This window comes from Shigella sp. FC1567, assembly GCF_001743015.1.
Lineage (GTDB): Bacteria > Pseudomonadota > Gammaproteobacteria > Enterobacterales > Enterobacteriaceae > Escherichia > Escherichia coli.
On the sequence record NZ_MIIV01000241.1, the window covers coordinates 1 to 1,845 of the forward strand.

The window sequence follows — 1,845 nt, forward strand, 5'->3', positions numbered from 1 at the left end:
TTTTTTAAGTGACGTAAAACCGTGTTGAGGCCAACGCCCATAATGCGTGCACTGGCGCGACATCCGACGCCATTCATGGCCATATCAATGATTTTCTGGTGCGTACCGGGCTGAGAGGCGGTGTAAGTGAACTGTAGTTGCCATGTTTTACGGCAATGAGAGCAGAGATAGCGCTGATGTCCGGCAGTGCTTTTGCCGTTACGCACCACGCCTTCAGTAGCGGAGCAGGAAGGACATCTGATGGAAATGGAAGCCACGCAAGCACCTTAAAATCACCATCATACACTAAATCAGTAAGTTGGCAGCATTACCGAAGCGCCTTCACTGATCGAAAGTTGATTTTCAAGAACCGTTCTGACAGCTTCGGCTTTGAACTCTTTAGAGTAACGTTGGTTTTTTCTGCTCATTATTAGCTCCTTCTGATGCCATTCTATTTCAGGAAGGAGTGTCCGTTAAACTCAGGCTACCTCAGACTTTACCTCTATTGATAATGCATTCCGGCAGAACGTTCAAATATGAAGTACGATGTTTAACTAACCGAAAAACAAGAACAATACGGTGCAAGCAAGCTATTCACAGTTAACTGAAACAGTATCGTTTTTTTACAGCCAATTTTGTTTGTCCTTTTATAATAAAAAAGTGCTGAAGTTCATTTCATGGAATGAACTTCATAAAAACTCCTACTTATTTCTTTTAACAAAGCCATTTGTCCATCGGCTTTAACTGAATGTCCATCATGTTACCGATAAATAATAACTTTTCATTGTCCCAAAATTCTTTTTATAACACTATTTCCGGTACATATGCTGATTACTTTTCAGCATGGGATAAATGGGAAAAACAAGCGCTCCCCGGTGAAAATCGGAATGAAGCGGTCTCCCTACTTAAAGAATGTCTCATCAATCAGTTCAGTGAGCTTCAACTGAATCGTTTAAATCTGTCCTCGCTACCTGACAACTTACCACCTCAAATCACTGTTCTGGAAATTACTCAGAATGCCCTAATATCATTACCAGAATTGCCAGCATCGCTGGAATACCTTGACGCCTGTGACAATCACCTGTCAACACTTCCTGAATTACCCGCATCTCTGAAACATCTTGATGTAGATAACAACCAACTAACCATGCTTCCTGAATTGCCTGCATTGCTGGAATATATTAATGCAGATAACAATCAGCTAACCATGCTTCCTGAATTACCTACATCGCTGGAAGTGCTCTCAGTAAGAAATAACCAGCTGACATTTCTCCCTGAGTTACCTGAATCACTGGAAGCGCTCGATGTAAGTACTAATCTTCTGGAAAGCCTACCAGCCGTACCTGTAAGAAATCATCACTCAGAGGAAACCGAGATATTTTTCCGGTGCCGCGAGAATCGCATCACACACATTCCGGAAAATATACTTAGCCTTGATCCGACCTGCACTATCATCCTCGAAGACAATCCTCTGTCCTCACGGATCAGGGAGTCTCTGTCGCAACAAACCGCCCAACCGGACTACCACGGCCCACGGATTTACTTCTCCATGAGTGACGGACAACAGAATACACTCCATCGCCCCCTGGCTGATGCCGTGACAGCATGGTTCCCGGAAAACAAACAATCTGATGTATCACAGATATGGCATGCTTTTGAACATGAAGAGCACGCCAACACCTTTTCCGCGTTCCTTGACCGCCTTTCCGATACCGTCTCTGCACGCAATACCTCCGGATTCCGTGAACAGGTCGCTGCATGGCTGGAAAAACTCAGTGCCTCTGCGGAGCTTCGACAGCAGTCTTTCGCTGTTGCTGCTGATGCCACTGAGAGCTGTGAGGACCGTGTCGCGCTCACATGGAACAA

General features: G+C 44.8%; 2 protein-coding genes and 1 pseudogene. 1 reads left to right on the forward strand and 2 read right to left on the reverse strand.

The genetic code is table 11. The annotated features are described in order from the left end of the window. Both BHE85_RS14520 and BHE85_RS14525 read right to left on the reverse strand, forming a co-directional pair. Positions 1–257 (reverse strand): IS1-like element transposase (locus BHE85_RS14520; protein WP_024259250.1); only part of this gene is annotated, 257 nt, incomplete at its 3' end. A 54-nt stretch (positions 258–311) separates the two neighbouring features. Then, positions 312–407: pseudogene (locus tag BHE85_RS14525) on the reverse strand (transposase); the annotation flags it as partial. A gap of 320 nt (positions 408–727) precedes the next feature. Here BHE85_RS14525 and ipaH3 point away from each other — a divergent pair. Beyond that, positions 728–1,845, forward strand: a 1,118-nt coding sequence (gene ipaH3, locus BHE85_RS14530; RefSeq protein ID WP_128832309.1) for a T3SS effector E3 ubiquitin-protein ligase IpaH3/Hc, incomplete at its 3' end; no start/stop codon positions are given.